Origin of the sequence: Rhizobium sp. TH2 (assembly GCF_024707525.1) — a bacterium.
Lineage (GTDB): Bacteria > Pseudomonadota > Alphaproteobacteria > Rhizobiales > Rhizobiaceae > Rhizobium_E.
The window spans coordinates 3,109,384-3,122,449 of record NZ_CP062231.1 but is presented as its reverse complement, the minus strand read 5'-3'; the positions used below and the strand labels follow the sequence as shown (position 1 = coordinate 3,122,449).

General features: G+C 60.3%; 12 protein-coding genes and 1 pseudogene. 1 reads left to right on the top strand and 12 read right to left on the bottom strand.

All coding sequences use genetic code 11. From position 1 onward, the window contains the following. Positions 1–43: 43 nt before the first annotated feature. Both IHQ71_RS15445 and IHQ71_RS15440 read right to left on the bottom strand, forming a co-directional pair. Complete coding sequence (locus IHQ71_RS15445; protein WP_258157351.1) at positions 44–1,030, bottom strand: sugar ABC transporter substrate-binding protein; 987 nt, start codon at positions 1,028–1,030, stop codon at positions 44–46. Positions 1,031–1,140: 110 nt separating this feature from the next. Beyond that, a complete protein-coding gene (locus tag IHQ71_RS15440; RefSeq protein ID WP_258157350.1) occupies positions 1,141–1,791 on the bottom strand; it encodes a GDSL-type esterase/lipase family protein in 651 nt (216 codons plus the stop codon). A 171-nt stretch (positions 1,792–1,962) separates the two neighbouring features. Here IHQ71_RS15440 and IHQ71_RS15435 point away from each other — a divergent pair, with 171 nt between their 5' ends. Next, positions 1,963–2,715, top strand: coding sequence for a FadR/GntR family transcriptional regulator (locus IHQ71_RS15435; RefSeq protein WP_258157349.1), 753 nt, complete (start codon positions 1,963–1,965; stop codon positions 2,713–2,715). A gap of 25 nt (positions 2,716–2,740) precedes the next feature. Here IHQ71_RS15435 and IHQ71_RS15430 read toward each other — a convergent pair whose 3' ends face one another. The 10 genes and pseudogenes from IHQ71_RS15430 to IHQ71_RS15395 all read right to left on the bottom strand — a co-directional run bounded on the left by IHQ71_RS15430 (position 2,741) and on the right by IHQ71_RS15395 (position 13,040). Continuing rightward, positions 2,741–3,649: a ketopantoate reductase family protein gene (locus tag IHQ71_RS15430; protein ID WP_308737844.1), complete on the bottom strand. Its 909-nt coding sequence runs from the start codon at positions 3,647–3,649 to the stop codon at positions 2,741–2,743. 280 nt (positions 3,650–3,929) lie between these two features. Beyond that, the gene (locus tag IHQ71_RS31910; protein WP_308737963.1) at positions 3,930–4,490 is read right to left on the bottom strand and encodes a DUF1214 domain-containing protein; all 561 of its coding nucleotides are present in this window, start codon (positions 4,488–4,490) and stop codon (positions 3,930–3,932) included. Between the two features lie 315 nt (positions 4,491–4,805). Next, positions 4,806–5,170, bottom strand: a pseudogene (locus IHQ71_RS31905) (DUF1254 domain-containing protein); the annotation flags it as partial. A gap of 265 nt (positions 5,171–5,435) precedes the next feature. Next, positions 5,436–7,286 (bottom strand): adenylate/guanylate cyclase domain-containing protein, encoded by a 1,851-nt coding sequence (locus IHQ71_RS15420; RefSeq protein WP_258157347.1) that lies wholly within the window; start codon positions 7,284–7,286, stop codon positions 5,436–5,438. Between the two features lie 128 nt (positions 7,287–7,414). Further along, a complete protein-coding gene (locus IHQ71_RS15415; RefSeq protein ID WP_258157346.1) occupies positions 7,415–8,386 on the bottom strand; it encodes a formylglycine-generating enzyme family protein in 972 nt (323 codons plus the stop codon). 141 nt (positions 8,387–8,527) lie between these two features. After that, the gene (locus IHQ71_RS15410) at positions 8,528–9,502 is read right to left on the bottom strand and encodes a transporter (protein ID WP_258157345.1); all 975 of its coding nucleotides are present in this window, start codon (positions 9,500–9,502) and stop codon (positions 8,528–8,530) included. Between the two features lie 115 nt (positions 9,503–9,617). After that, entirely contained in the window at positions 9,618–10,988 is a 1,371-nt protein-coding gene (locus IHQ71_RS15405) for a hypothetical protein (protein WP_258157344.1), read from the bottom strand. A 519-nt stretch (positions 10,989–11,507) separates the two neighbouring features. Next, a complete protein-coding gene (locus tag IHQ71_RS15400) occupies positions 11,508–11,765 on the bottom strand; it encodes a hypothetical protein (protein WP_258157343.1) in 258 nt (85 codons plus the stop codon). Positions 11,766–11,909: 144 nt separating this feature from the next. Continuing rightward, positions 11,910–12,038 carry a hypothetical protein gene (locus IHQ71_RS32065; protein WP_374990031.1) on the bottom strand — a complete coding sequence of 43 codons (129 nt, stop codon included), beginning with the start codon at positions 12,036–12,038 and terminating at the stop codon, positions 11,910–11,912. Between the two features lie 87 nt (positions 12,039–12,125). Beyond that, the gene (locus tag IHQ71_RS15395) at positions 12,126–13,040 is read right to left on the bottom strand and encodes an HAD family phosphatase (protein ID WP_258157342.1); all 915 of its coding nucleotides are present in this window, start codon (positions 13,038–13,040) and stop codon (positions 12,126–12,128) included. Positions 13,041–13,066 lie beyond the last annotated feature (26 nt).

Here is a 13,066-nt window from a genome sequence, read left to right as displayed (position 1 = left end):
AAGGTGGCGGCAGCCGGATAAGGGGCAGTCACGCCTTGGGAGATCAGTTCGCGCCGCGCGAACCGGGATACTTTTCGCCGACCGCGAGAACAGCGGCGGCGTTCGACTGGTCGATGAAGAAGGGACCGGAATTGATCTCGGTCGCCGGTGCGAGGCGGTAGTTTACGAACTGATGGGCAATCAGCACGCCGAGATAGCCTTGCAGGAAGGGCTGCTGGTCGATCGCATAGCTCATCTCGCCATCGCGGACGGCTTCGAGCACGACCTTGCCGAGATCGATTGTACCAAGATCGACCTTGCGGCCGGAGGCACGGACGACCTTCACCGACTCCAGCGCGTCAACCGCGACGGCGGCACCGAGCGTGATCACGCCGTCGATCGCCGGATCGGCCATCAGCATGGCGGAAACGGCGGCCTGGACCTTCTGGCTGTTGCCGATGTCCTCGGAGGGCAACGTCACGAGCTTTGCCTTGCCACCGGCTTCGGTGACCGCGTCGATATAGCCCTTGCAGCGCATCTCCAGCACCGGGTTGGCGGCGATCTGGTTGATGCAGAGGCCGTTCTTGACGCCATTGGCGACGGCCTTCTTGCCGCCGGCATTGCCCATCAGCCAGGGGTCCTCACCGATGAAGGCGATCGCCCCGAGGTCCTTCCAGGTGGTGCGGCCGGAATTATAGACGAGCACCGGAATGCCCTCGGCCACCGCCTGCTTGATCAGCGGCTCGGTGGGCTCCGGAAAGAAGTTGCCGACCACGATGGCCGCCGGCTTGCGGGCAATCGCCGCCTCGAACATCTTGGTGTAGATCGGCACGATGTCGTTGAAGTCCTGCGGCGCGGTCCATTGCGTCTTGACGCCGAGTTCCTTGGTCGCTGTATCGAAGCCCTGCTGAACGGCGCCCCAGAAGGGGTCGGAACTGGGGCCCGCGAGGAAGATGATGGTGTCGTCTTCCTGTGCGTGGGAATAGGTCGCCGGTGCCACAAAAGCGACGACGGCTGCGAGCACTGCTGTGCCCAGTCTTGCCAATTTCATGATGTTCCTCCCGTTTTCGCGGATTCCGCTCCTCACGGATGACCGCCTCCCTCGGCGACTTCCATCGCCCTGAGCAAACGCTATTAGATAATATGTATGATGTAAATAGGCTATTTGGTCTGGCGCAATTTGAGGATGGACCGCACTTCCTCGGCGAGTGCCCGGCCCAGCGCTTCATGTTCCTCCGGTTCCAGGTGGCAGCCGTCCATGCCTGTTTTGGCGACGCGATTGGCGTCGTAATGAAAGCAGCCGGTGCGGTTGGCGACCTGTTCGAGATAGTAGGCGTGGTCGATGCATTTTTTCCAGGCTTCGCCCCACATGGCCGGTTCGGCGAGATCCGTGATGGAGGGTGGCGTGACGATCAGGATCTCCGGACACGTGTCGATCAGGGCATAGTGGCCCTTGATCGTCTGTACGAGGGTCAGCATGCCGCGAGCGGAATTATAGGCCGAGATCCCATATTGCTCTTTGAAATCATTGCCGCCGAGCATGATGATCAGGACGTCGAGCGGTGCATGGCTCTCGAGCACCGGAATGATCGTCCGCATGCCGTTCTTGTGCAACCCCTCGATCGGGTCGTCGAAGACAGTCGTGCGACCGCCCAGGCCTTCCTCGACGATCCAGGTGTCTTCGCCGAGATATCGGCCCAGTACATTCGGCCAGCGCTGATGCGGAGGAAGGCGATCTGGGGTCTGTGCGATATTGGCGAAGGGCGGGCAGCCCCAGGTGTTGGAATCGCCGAAGCAGACGATGGTATTCATGCTGGAATGCTTCCCCCGAGCCACGCGCCGACGACTTGCCACCATGTTGCAATCGACGGCTTTGTTGATATATAGATCATACATGTCGACATATGCAACCACGCCTTGGAACCGGGTGGCACAGCATCAGCCGTGCCGATAGTTTCGGATCCGGTTCCAAAGGAGGATGATTTGAGCGTTTATCGCAGACCAGACCCAATTCCCCGCCCGAGACAGGAGCAGCCGCAGGCGCCATCGCCGCTGCAGCCCGTCCGCTTGGAGTCCGACGACCTCAATCATCTCGTGGCCCGCAAGATCTTCGCCGCGATTTCTTCCGGCCATTTCGCCGAAGGCTCGATCCTGCCCAATGAATTCGCACTCGGCGAAACGCTGGGCGTCAGCCGCACGGCGCTGCGCGAGGCGATCAAGGGCCTTTCCTCGAAGGGCATGCTGGAGACCCGCCGCCGGCGCGGCACGCAGGTCACCGACCGCAGCCAGTGGACGCTGATCGACGGCGAGGTCATCAACTGGTCGCGGAAAGATGGTGATAGCCGGATATCCCAGGAATTATGGCAGGGCCTCACGCTGGTTATGCCCGAGATCGCTAGGCTCGCCGCTGCCAATCCGTTGCGCGTTCGCCTCGGATCGACAGCGGTCGCCGGCGGCAATCGAACGCTCGGCATCGCCACGCTGCTGACCGAGATCGCCCGGCTCTCCGGCAACCGTTTTCTTGCCTCGCTCGCCTCGATCAGCCTGATCAACCTTGCCAGGGATGACCAGCCGTTTCTCGACAAGCGTTTCGGCGCCGCCCCGGACAGGATCGTGGAGGATCTCAGGCAGGCTGTGATCTCCGGCCACGTTTCGGGCGCGGCTCTTGCGATGGGTGCGTTCCTGGAGCCCACGGAACAGCCGGTCCGCGTGGAAGGCAGTGTCTTCGCGGAATAGGGGGGCGAGGACAACGCGCGACGCGCTAAGGCCGGTGTGCCGAAGGAATGGACCGAGCGCCATTCCTTGACTCCAGCAACTTCACGATCACTTGGAGCACGCGATTTGCCGGCGTTGCAATTCCAAGCTCTCGGCCCTTGCGCACAATGAAACCGTTCAGGTAGTCGATCTCCGTCGGCTTGCCGGCCGCAAGGTCCTGGGCCGTGGACGAATATTGATTGGGCATGGAGCGGGCGAGGCCGAAGAGGGTTTCCATATCTGGATCCTGGATGTCCAGACCCATGGCGCGTCCGACCGTGACGCATTCCCGCACGACATCCGCCATGACGTCCCGCACGCCGCCGGTTTCCATCATTGGGCCATAGGGTACCTGTGCCGCTGCGGAAAGGGCGTTATACGCGCAGTTCAGGATCAGTTTGCTCCACAAAGCCGCATTGACGTTGTCCGATATCGTCACGGGAATTCCGGCGGCGCGGAATGTCTCGGCAATTCTGTTGCCCGCGGGCGAAACACCGATGACGATATCGCCACGTCCGTTATGCTTGACATGGCCAGGGCCAACAATTTCGGCTGCCACGTATACTGCGGCGGCAATAACGGGGCGTTGGAGAATGGCCTGCAGTCGCTCGGCATTGTCGACGCCGTTCTGGAATGTGAAGACGGTGGCGTCCGGTTTCAAATGGGGCGCGAGGGACCTACCCGCTTCATCGGTGTCACCTGACTTGACGGAGAACAGCACGATATCGGCTTCAGCAAGAGAGGCCGCGTCGGTCGATGGCGTCACCGGCACAATATCGTTGAAATCGGCGGCCTCCAGCCGGAGCCCGTAAGTGGTGACGCGATCGACGAAGGCTTGGCGACCGACGAGGGTCACATTATGGCCCGCGCGCGCGAGCACCGCGCCGTAATAGCATCCGACCGCGCCGGCACCCATGATTCCGATGTTCACCGACCGCCTCCATCCATGAATCTCTGCTTTTGCAGTTCTGCCTGATGTTAAGTATCGGGTTGGCCTATCGCAACCGATTTGGTGTGGAATGGCATTGGCTAGGTCTGCGAAAAGTGGTGTCGCCATACTAGATATAGAGCCATTGGGGTTGCAAGAATGCCTACAACGTGAGCGACACGCCGGCCAACAATCAGGGCGACAAGGGCCCTTTTCTGCTGCTTTCGTCGGGATTCTCGGAGTGGCTTGCGTCGGTTGATGCATCGCTTCATTTCGAGACGCGCTCGACATCCGGCACTACCCAATTCTTCTCGAAGAAGGCCTTGGTCGGGGCGTAGAGCCGGAGCATCAGCTCGAACTCGCGCTTGCTGTCGGTTGGTATCCAGTTGGTTTCCATGCCCTCGGGCGCTTTCGGGCCGGTGAAGATGTCGATCGAGCCATCGGCATTCTTCTTGAGTTCGGGAATCTGCGACGAGCGGCTGGCGCGCGGCATGCCGCGGATCAGGGCATGCGTTTGGCGGTCGTAAGCGGTGATCGACCAGTATTGCTCGACCGGCGCGTCGGCGGGGACGCGCACGCGATAGGTCTTGCTCCCATCGAACGTTTTGCCGTCCTTGTCCTTGATCGTGATGAGGTAGAACTGGCCCGCACCTAGCCTTTTGATGCCGATATACGCGAAGGTGTAGGTGAGGCTGCGGTCGTCAATCGGGTATGCGTTCGGGTCACCATAGGCGGATTGAGCCGCTTTGAGCAGGCCGGGTAGCGCAGGCACTGTCCACCGCCCGCCTTCAAAAAATGGCGCGAGACCAGCATCATATTGTGATTCCATTAGATCACGGGCTTCTTCTATCCCCTCGACCAGCGCCTTGCTCGTCGTATCGTCTGGATCGAAGGGTTTGCCCTTTTCAATGCCGAGCGAATGGAGCTGATCGATCATCGCCCGGTCCCGCTCCAGCCAAGGCTGGTTCTGGATGATGCGGTTCAGCGAGGTGAAGAAACTGATGTCATAGCGGATCGTGGAATCGAACACGACGTCCTTGGCGTCGGTGAAGATTGTCTCTGGCGGATTGGCGGCCGCCGACAGCGGATACACCTTCAGGCGCTTGCCATAGGCCACGGACTTCGCGATATCCTCATCGCTGTGGCTCTTGAGATTCGAGCGCAGCAGAGCGTAACCGCCATAGGTGTCGAATTGCAGCGGAATATAGCCTGTCGGCACCTTGCCCTTATAAGCGGGCGGCAGGATCAGATATTTTCCACCCTTGCCGGCATCGGCGCCCGAGGGACCCGCATCCTCCAGCGGCATTTGCCATATATTGACGATGTTGCCGTTGATCGAACCGCCTTCGGCAGGGGCACCTCGATCACGACGGGACCGACATTCCTAGTATTGAAGAAGGCCATCAGGTAGATCGCATCCGGGTTCGGCGTGAGCGTCTGGTTGTGCCAATCGAGCGGCCGGGACCAGTAGACGATGGCGTTCTCCTTGCCAGCTGTCTTGCTGAGCATTTCCTGCAGCATCAGGTCATAGTTGACGGCTGCCATGCCCCATATCGTCGCCTCGACCGCCCGCCGCTCGATGTTTCTCCGAGCGAGTTCCTCGGGGGAGCGTTTGCCGGCCTGGGCGAGCGAAGCGGAAAGAGTCAGCGCGGCGATAGCCGCAACGAAGAGCTTCAATAGCATCCTGGACATCACGTCCTCCGAGTAATGTAACCTCCGGAGAGGCTAGCCCGAGCGGCAGTCATGAATAAGTACGTAACAGTAACATCGCGGGTTACAGGGAGCGGACGCCTGTCACTTCAAAAAGCTCGATCTCGATGTGGCGGCCCTTGGCCTGTCCCAGACCGATCAGACGAAACAAGATCCTGTCGCTGCAACGCGCCTTGACCTCGGCGCTCGCCAGAATACTCGTACCATAGGTCTTGTTCATGCCTTCGAGGCGGGATGCCACGTTGATCGTGTCGCCCATCGCCGTGTATTGAAGCCGGTCCGCCGCACCCACATTGCCGACCACCGCGACGCCGGTATGGATGCCGACCCTGGTCTGGAATTCCGGCAGGCCGTTGAGGCGCTGGCCGTCGTTGAATTCGGCGAGGGCTGTCTGCATGGCGAGCGCGCTCAGGCAGGCGTTCTCGGCGTGGTCGTCGTCGGTGCCGGGCGCGTTCCACATGGCGAAGATGGAATCGCCGAGGAACTGGATGATCGTGCCCTTGTGTGCACTCACTGCCTGATTGAGCACATCGAAATAGACCGAGAGCATGGTCACCACCTCCTCGGGCGGATAGCGCTCGCTGATGGTTGTGAAGTCGTAGATATCGGTGAAGATTGCAGTCACCTGCTGGCGGGCCGCCGTGCGGCTGGAAAAGCTGCCGGATTCCATGCCCTTGCGGACGATCTCGCGGGGCACGAAGAGCGCGAAGGTGAAGATTGCATCGCGGGCGCGGTTCATGGCCTGGCTCAGCGAGGAAATTTCCGTGATGCTCGACGGCACGACGATTGGGGTCTGGAAGTCGAATTCCTGGAGCTGATCGGCGCCGCTCTTCAGCCGGTGAAGCGAACTCGATATCATCGATGCGAGCAGCAACGCACCTCCGATTCCGAGCAGCACGACCAGCCCAGCGATCGCCAGCCCCTGCGCGGCCATGCGGTTTGCCGGCGCCATGAGTTCATCATAGGGGGCCGCGATGAAGATCCGGTTGCCCTTGAACAGGATGGCGTTGTCGATCTTCGTCGCAAGGATGAGGTAGTCGCGGCCACGCAGCGTGATCCGCATCGGACGGTCCTCGTTTCCGGAGAAGCTGGCCAGTTTGGCGCTGAGGCCGCTGTTGTCGGGCGTAGCGTCGGCGTCGCGGTTTTCGAGGGCCGACAGGATGTTCCGCATCATGACGGGATTGGAATGGACGATCGGTTGGCCTCGCTCGTTGGCGATGAAGGCCATCGAGCCCGGCGTCAGCAGTTCTTCCTTGAGGAAATCCGTGATCGTTGTCAGGACCACATCGGCGCCCACGACGACCGCGGGATTGCCGCGATGGATCTGCGAAATCGTCATCCCCAGCGCCCCCGTGGTCGCCATCTGGTAAGGGCCGGTGGCGACCATGCCGCGCTGCTGCAGCGCCGTGAAATACCAGGGGCGGGTCCGGGGATCGTAGCCGGTAGGCTGGCTTGGAACCTCGCTCATTTGCTTTCCCCCGATGTCGATGAAGATGACGCTGGACAGGGGATTGCCCTTGCTGCGATCGATGATGCGAATGGCGAGCGCTGCCTGGGCGGGTGCCTTCAACACCTGGCGCCAAGCGCTGTCCGCGAGGCTGACGGTGTGGAAAAACGAGCCGTCGGGATAGCCGACATAGATGCCGTCGATATGGCGCGAGCGCAGCAGAGCCTCGCGCAAAGCCGCAACCTTGTTATCAAGACGTTCACGGGGCGGCGACAGAAACGAGTTCGGCACTGAACCGATCATGCCGACCAGCGTCGATGTGTCGTTGGAGATCGCCGCGAGGCGGTAGGTGAGCCGGTCGGAAAAGGCGACCATCTGTTGCTGAACATTCTCGAGCGCCACGGCGCGCGCGCGATAGAAGCCCAGCGCGATCAGCGTGCCGGCGACGACAGCGACAAGCGTGACCATTGTCACGCTCAGCAGCAATCGAAGCGACAAGCCCCGGATGGTTCTGGATCTGTCTGACGCCAACGACCTGCCTCGCGTTTCCCGCCTGCGCTGCGCCTGAATCGACTCTTCGTTACTGTGCTGCCCGGTCAGGGCACCGGCTTGATACAACGGAAACCGACATGGCTTGTGCCGGTATCTTCGGGCTCCGCATGCCGCGCCGCGGGTCGGTAACGGCGGCAGTAATTGGGAGCGCAAAGATGCGAGCCGCCCTTCAACACGCGCCTCGGGATACGGATTTCCGGCTGTCTTGGGTCGTAGGCGCGGTCGACATGGCCGCCGCGCGGATCAACCGGCACGCAACACGGGCTCGCTGCCGGCTCGGTGTGCCGATCCGACCAATAATCCGACGTCCATTCCCAGACATTGCCGATCATGTCTCTAAGGCCGTATCCGTTGGGTGGGAACGATCCGACCGGCGTCGTCCGGTCCTTGCCCTTAGGCTTGGTGCTGTAGATCGGGAAAGATCCGTCCCAGACGTTGGCCATGTCGGTGATCGGGCGCCGATCGGTCCAGGCGAATTCCTCGCCCTCGAAACCTCCACGAGCGGCGAATTCCCACTGGGCCTCGGTGGGCAGTTGCAGGCCGGCCCATTCGGCATAGGCGAGCGCGTCCGCAAAGGCGACATGTACGACCGGGTGGTCCAACTTGCCGCGAACGTCCGAGCGCGGTCCGTAAGGACGCCGCCAATTGGCGCCGGTCTTGAAATTCCACCATTGCGTGATGTCGGGTCCATCGACGGACTTCGGTGGCGTGAAGACGAGGGAGCCGGCACGCAGCATTTCGGGCAGGGCGCCTGGATAGTCTTCGGCGTAGGGAGTCTTTTCGGCCACCGTCACATAACCGGTCGCGGCTACAAATTCGCGAAACTGACGGTTCGTCACCGGCGCCACATCCATCCAGAAGCCGGCGACCTTGACGGGATGCGTGGGCCGCTCCTCGGGATAGTGGTCATCCGAGCCCATCATGAATTGCCCGCCCGGTATCCAGACCATGCCGCCCGGCTGCCGGTCGGTGGTTGCGCTTTCCAGTGGGCGTTCCAGAAGGTCGTCGATTGCCATGACGTTCTCCATCCCTCGACATGGGGTGTCCGGATAGACTGACGGCATTGGCCGGTTCGGCAAGTACGTTACTGTAACAACACGGCGTAAATCCCGCCGCAAGCGCGACGATCCATTGCGGAGAGGCCCTGGCGCGGAGCCTCAGGGCATCGCGGGCTTGGTGATCGAAAGCGGGATGGTAATCGTTGCTAAAATGGCGTTGCCTTCCGCGCGGTTCACAGCGGCGAATTCGTGGAAAACTTTAAGCTGTGTCACGACCGGGGTCTCACCAAGAACGAAGGTGTAGCCGACCGATGCGCCGAGTGCCGCTACCTGTCCCTTGAAATCTCCGAGCGTCGCTCCGTCGCCGCTGTCACCCGTGACCTGGTGGTAATAGTAGCCCAGGATGCCTGCCGAAAACTGCGGGTTGAAATATTTGGTAATCGCGCCTTCCAAATGGAACTCGGTGCCTGTCCGGTAGTCGGTCGCCGGATTTTCACCGTTGAAGGTGAAGCCCGCCGCGGTGGAGAAATCCCAACCGGTGGAAGGATCGAAATAGGTCACGGCGCCATAGACGTCGACTCCCCAACGGTGGAAGGCGAGGTTGGCGAGCTCGTTCTTCTGATAGTCGCCGATCGGCACATTGACGCTGGTTCCGAGTTGGTAGTGGAGATTACCGGACTCCCAACCCAGCATGCCGCCAACGATCGGATCGCCATAGGTGAAGACCTGATCCGATACCGATGCCTCACGGTGCCCCAGAAGAGGGCCATCGAAGGTCACGCCCGCGCTCGTCTTAACCCAGCCGATCGGCGCGGTTGCCGACAGTCCGAGCTTGCCGCCGAGGATTTCCTCTGGCGCCACCCACAGGACGGTCGGCGCGGTGAAGAAGGAATCGCCCCTCACATCCACGGCAAGCTTGCCGCCGGTGGGCAATTCCTTGCCGCCGCCGAGATCGCCCGAATAGTAGTAGAACGGCTTCTGGAAGTAGACGCCTGATGGCGGCATGATGGCCGCCCCCTGGCCTTTTGAGCCAAGAAGATAAAAGCCCACGCCATTCTCCGCGCTGTGCGCCGGATAGGAAAGCACTGCAATTACAAGGCCTGCGACCGAGGCGGTCCGGACGTGGTGGAACATGGAACCTCCTGTTTCGTGACCGCCCCCGGCGGCCGCATCAAGCCCGGAAGGGCATCAGCAGAATCGGTACCAAAGATCGGAGGATGTTAACCCAGCGAGAGCAAGTACGTTACTGTTAATTTACGTTTGTGCTCGCTGATATCGAGGCTTCGGAATACCACCGGCTCGCCACGGAGAGATCTGCTTTGAGCATGGTGCCCAGGTGAGGATTGAAAAAAGGAGCTCGCAACAAGGAATCCATGGCGCCGGGGAAATCCGATCTAACAGTAAGCGCATTGGCGAACGCTGCGATGGCATCCTGTCGCATGTTCAAACGGACAAATGCCGCGATGCGCGTCGCCTCGACCAGTCCGCCATCGACCGGGACGTCCCGCAACAGTTTGATCGTCTTATCAGCGTTGCCGTCGCAATATTGTGACATCGCGAGAACGATCAAAGCACTTCTCGGTCGGATCGCGTCTATCATTCCCGCTTTCCGGACGAGCTCCAGGCCTTCCCGGTCATCCCCCCCAAGAAACATCCTGACGCCGACCACAGCGGCCAGATCCTTGTTGTAGGGGCTTCGCCGGATGGCATCGCGACCCAGGACAAATGCCTCGTCGCGCCGACCAGTGGCGTAGAGCGCGGATATTCTTGCGATCTGTGCTCGATCGGACGAGGGCGATGCTGCGATAGCGTCATCCGCGAGCAGCAGGGCGCGCCGGGCATTGACCTGTTGCCCGGTGAAGGCATCCTGGAACAGGAGGACACGCGACAGAACGGCGCCGGTATCGGCGTCGGCCGGATTTTGTTTGAGCGTTCGTTCGAGGCATTCCACAACTTGGTTGATCTTGACGCGGTCATAGAAACTTATGGCGCTCTCGGCCTCCAGCACGCAGCTGTTTCCGAGTTGCGGTTGACCTTGGCGCCTGGCCAGTTCCATGGAGTTCAGTTCTCCGATTGGGGCACCGAAATGCTGGGCGAGGGCGAGCAGCAGGGTACGGTTCGCTGCTCCGGCAGAAACGGACGCTGGAACCCGTTCCTCACCTGAAGATCTGGTCTCACCGGTCGATGCCTCGACAATGCGCCACGACACCGACCTGAAATTCTTGTCGGACCCATATTTCAGATTGACCTGATATCCCTGTTCATTCGGACTGGACGTTGCCGCCACGGAGTCGACCGACCGCGATTTGCCGTCGTCGGTGCTCGATATCGAAGACAGCCGCAGTGTGCCGAAGTGTATCAGGGAGATGAGAAGTTCATCTTCGAGCTTCTCCGCCTCGGCCTCATCAGCGGGATTGCGGGCCGCGACAGAGAGCTTCACCAGTGGCTTGAGGGTCAATTGTCCAGATGTATTTGAGAATATGTCTAGTTGATTGACTGCTGCCAGGATGGCGGCCACGAGTGTAATGCCGATGGCGAATTTCCCTACAGTCGCTGAAAAAATCGGTCGTTCGGGCCGGTGCGGTGGTTCTTCCGTCATCTCAGGCGCGGAGTCGTTCATGTGTGCGATCGGGCTGGCGATCTCTCCGGATGCATGTGACCTGGTGAACTCGGCGATATAGTGCCCGCGTGGCAGGTGGATGCGGATCGGCAGATCGACTCCATATGCCTCATAATATTGATCGAGCGACGCCCGGAGCCTTGTGGCTTCTATCCGCACGATCGGATCGATATTGGCGTCGAAATCCGCGGATCTTCCAAAGACGTCGATGGCAATGGAATAGGCTTTCACACCCTTGGATTCGCCTGCGAAGCTTTCATTGGCGATGTAGCGCAGAAAGGCCCGGTTCCGATCTGTCAGCTTGAAGCGCGGGTCCGCAAGCAGGCGCTCGAGTTCGGCTCGTGCCTCGCCGGCGTCGACGATGTCCACATGCACCTTTTTTGCATCATCGTTCAAGGGGCACCCCCGCACGCAGGTTTGGATGCGTGTGAGACTATACTACCAATGCGATAGTTCGAAAGAGCTAAAATTTGCATGGTGAACGGATTTGGTTCAACTGGCCCGTTTTGACACTGCTTTTCAGAGCCTCCAGGCCGCACATCGGCGGACGATCTCTTCCTCGATGTCGGCGCAGATGGTCTCGTATTCGCGTATCAGGCCACGCTGCGAAACCGGGTTAGATTGCAGGCCCGCCAGTGTCTCTATCGCATCGCCATAGGCTTCCGTGAGATCCCGAATCAGTTCATCCCGGCCGTGTATGATCTGAAGCTCGCCCCTTATTGCGGGCAGCCTGACCATCAAACGGAGTAGGCCTTTCGAGACGTGGGCCTTAATCATCTCAGCGCTCGCGATCCTCCCTGAGTTTTCGCACCGTGGCTTACAGGTTGAGGCTCAGGGAATTGTAGACAGAAACCGTGTCGCAAAGCGAGTACGTTACTGTAACAATTGATCGCTCAGCCGTGGCTATCCGTTCAGCTGTCGTCATGTAACTGTTACGTACCGTGCTGCGGACGGCGGTTTGAAACGAAGGCCGTCAAACTTTCTCCACCTGCTGTCACGCACCTCTCCAAGATCGCGCTCGAGGAAATAGTTGAGGAACGTGCGAATCACGGCAATCGCCGCGAACGAGAAAATCGATGAACACCGCCGCGTGCCCGGTGGAAGTTGCAAGCAGTTCGCTCATTGGCCACCTCCAGTTCAGCCACCGAACACCGGGTTCCAGTCCCGCTTCATGCTGACTACGGTGATGCCATAGTCGGTGGCCTTGTCGAGGGCTTCCGCCAGCGGGCTCAGCCTGAACTCCCGGTCATAGGCAACCTCTCGCTCACCGTCGTCGTGGTGGATCAGCAGTGCCAGGCGCTGGCCCCGTCCCGATTTCGTGTAGCGCAGCATGGCGAGATCGCCGTCGGAATTGCCGAAAGCGAGGATCGGCCGCCGGCCGATATGCAGGCCGATATTGACGGGTTTCACCTCGCGGTCGTCGAAACTGTTGAGTTCGGCGGCCTTCATCAGTACGGCATGGTCGCCCTGCAATTCATAGCGCAGACGGGCACTTGAGCCGATGACCTTGTGGCGCTGGATGCCATAGGCGTCCTCGGCAAAGGCGCGGATCAGGTCGATGCTGGCACCCGAAACGATGAAGGTCGTGAAGAGATTGCCGCGGAGAAAATCCAACAGCTCGACTTGCGGCTGGTAGATGCATTGGGTGAAAAGCCGGTCGTATCTGGGATGCTTTGCTGATGCTAGCCAAGCTACGGCGATCTCGTCGAACGCTTCCTCGGTCATGCCGGCATGAGTGGCAAAGGCGAGCTCCATCAGCCCCTGCTTTCCCAGTTGATGCAGCGTCGCATGATCGTGCTCAAGAAGCGCCTTGAATGGCTGGCGCTCGCGGATTGCCGGATCCTTCTCGGCGAGTTGCCTTACGCGGTCTATGAGGAAGAAGAACTGCGGCTGCATCGGCTGCTCGCACCACAGCGTGCCATCATTGTCGAAGGTGGCGATGCGCTCCGACGGGGCCACGTAATCCGGTCCTTCCTCGTCGGCAATTCGGGTCACGAAGTCGAGGATCGCGGATCTTGCAGGGCCATCATTCCAGGAGGGTAGAACGGACATTGGTCATGCTCCGTGGCAAGGGTGCG

Bases quoted from the DNA above. Each gene is read 5' to 3' on its own strand.
- IHQ71_RS15445 (WP_258157351.1), bottom strand. From the start codon at position 1,030: ATGAAATTGGCAAGACTGGGCACAGCAGTGCTCGCAGCCGTCGTCGCT.
- IHQ71_RS15440 (WP_258157350.1), bottom strand. From the start codon at position 1,791: ATGAATACCATCGTCTGCTTCGGCGATTCCAACACCTGGGGCTGCCCG.
- IHQ71_RS15430 (WP_308737844.1), bottom strand. From the start codon at position 3,649: ATGGGTGCCGGCGCGGTCGGATGCTATTACGGCGCGGTGCTCGCGCGC.
- IHQ71_RS31910 (WP_308737963.1), bottom strand. From the start codon at position 4,490: ATGGAATCACAATATGATGCTGGTCTCGCGCCATTTTTTGAAGGCGGG.
- IHQ71_RS15420 (WP_258157347.1), bottom strand. From the start codon at position 7,286: ATGGTCACGCTTGTCGCTGTCGTCGCCGGCACGCTGATCGCGCTGGGC.
- IHQ71_RS15415 (WP_258157346.1), bottom strand. From the start codon at position 8,386: ATGGCAATCGACGACCTTCTGGAACGCCCACTGGAAAGCGCAACCACC.
- IHQ71_RS15410 (WP_258157345.1), bottom strand. From the start codon at position 9,502: ATGTTCCACCACGTCCGGACCGCCTCGGTCGCAGGCCTTGTAATTGCA.
- IHQ71_RS15405 (WP_258157344.1), bottom strand. From the start codon at position 10,988: ATGAACGACTCCGCGCCTGAGATGACGGAAGAACCACCGCACCGGCCC.
- IHQ71_RS15400 (WP_258157343.1), bottom strand. From the start codon at position 11,765: ATGATTAAGGCCCACGTCTCGAAAGGCCTACTCCGTTTGATGGTCAGG.
- IHQ71_RS15395 (WP_258157342.1), bottom strand. From the start codon at position 13,040: ATGTCCGTTCTACCCTCCTGGAATGATGGCCCTGCAAGATCCGCGATC.